This window comes from Vreelandella gomseomensis (assembly GCF_031451645.1).
Taxonomy (GTDB): Bacteria; Pseudomonadota; Gammaproteobacteria; order Pseudomonadales; family Halomonadaceae; genus Vreelandella; species Vreelandella gomseomensis.
Genome location: NZ_JARWAI010000025.1, coordinates 1 through 990, shown reverse-complemented (window position 1 = coordinate 990; position 990 = coordinate 1). Strand labels below are relative to the sequence as shown.

At 56.6% G+C, this 990-nt stretch carries 2 rRNA genes; both read right to left on the bottom strand.

Annotated features, from left to right (window positions below):
• Positions 1–2: 2 nt before the first annotated feature.
• Positions 3–118, bottom strand: a 5S ribosomal RNA gene (rrf, locus tag QC815_RS17300).
• A gap of 131 nt (positions 119–249) precedes the next feature.
• A 23S ribosomal RNA gene (locus QC815_RS17295) occupies positions 250–990 on the bottom strand; the annotation flags it as partial.

Here is a 990-nt window from a genome sequence, read left to right as displayed (position 1 = left end):
GTGCCTGACGATGACCTACTCTCGCATGGGGAGACCCCACACTACCATCGGCGCGAAGCGGTTTCACTGCTGAGTTCGGCAAGGGATCAGGTGGTTCACGCTTGCTATGGTCGTCAGGCGTAACTGGCTGTACATCATGCTGTGTTTTGTGGGCGTCTCTTACCAAGCCCTGTGTCTTGAACAGTCGGCTCAGTGCGCGTATCCGGTTCTTTCATCGTTATCATCACGACCAGACCCCTTGGGTGTTATAGGGTCAAGCCTCACGGGCCATTAGTACACGTTAGCTCAACGCCTTGCAGCGCTTCCACACCGTGCCTATCAACCAGCTGGTCTCGCTGGGCCCTTCAGGAGGCTCTAGGCCTCAGGGATGTCTCATCTTGAAGGGGGCTTCCCGCTTAGATGCTTTCAGCGGTTATCCCGTCCGCACATAGCTACCCGGCAATGCCACTGGCGTGACAACCGGAACACCAGAGGTGCGTCCACTCCGGTCCTCTCGTACTAGGAGCAGCCCTTCTCAAACATCCAACGCCCACGGCAGATAGGGACCGAACTGTCTCACGACGTTCTAAACCCAGCTCGCGTACCACTTTAAATGGCGAACAGCCATACCCTTGGGACCGACTTCAGCCCCAGGATGTGATGAGCCGACATCGAGGTGCCAAACACCGCCGTCGATGTGAACTCTTGGGCGGTATCAGCCTGTTATCCCCGGAGTACCTTTTATCCGTTGAGCGATGGCCCTTCCATACAGAACCACCGGATCACTAGAACCTGCTTTCGCACCTGCTCGACGTGTCTGTCTCGCAGTCAAGCACCCTTATGCTCTTGCACTCATTGCACGATGTCCGACCGTGCTGAGGGTACCTTCGTGCTCCTCCGTTACGCTTTGGGAGGAGACCGCCCCAGTCAAACTACCCACCACACACTGTCCTCGATCCGGATAACGGACCTGAGTGAGAACGCCAATGATGCCAGGCTGGTATTTCAAGG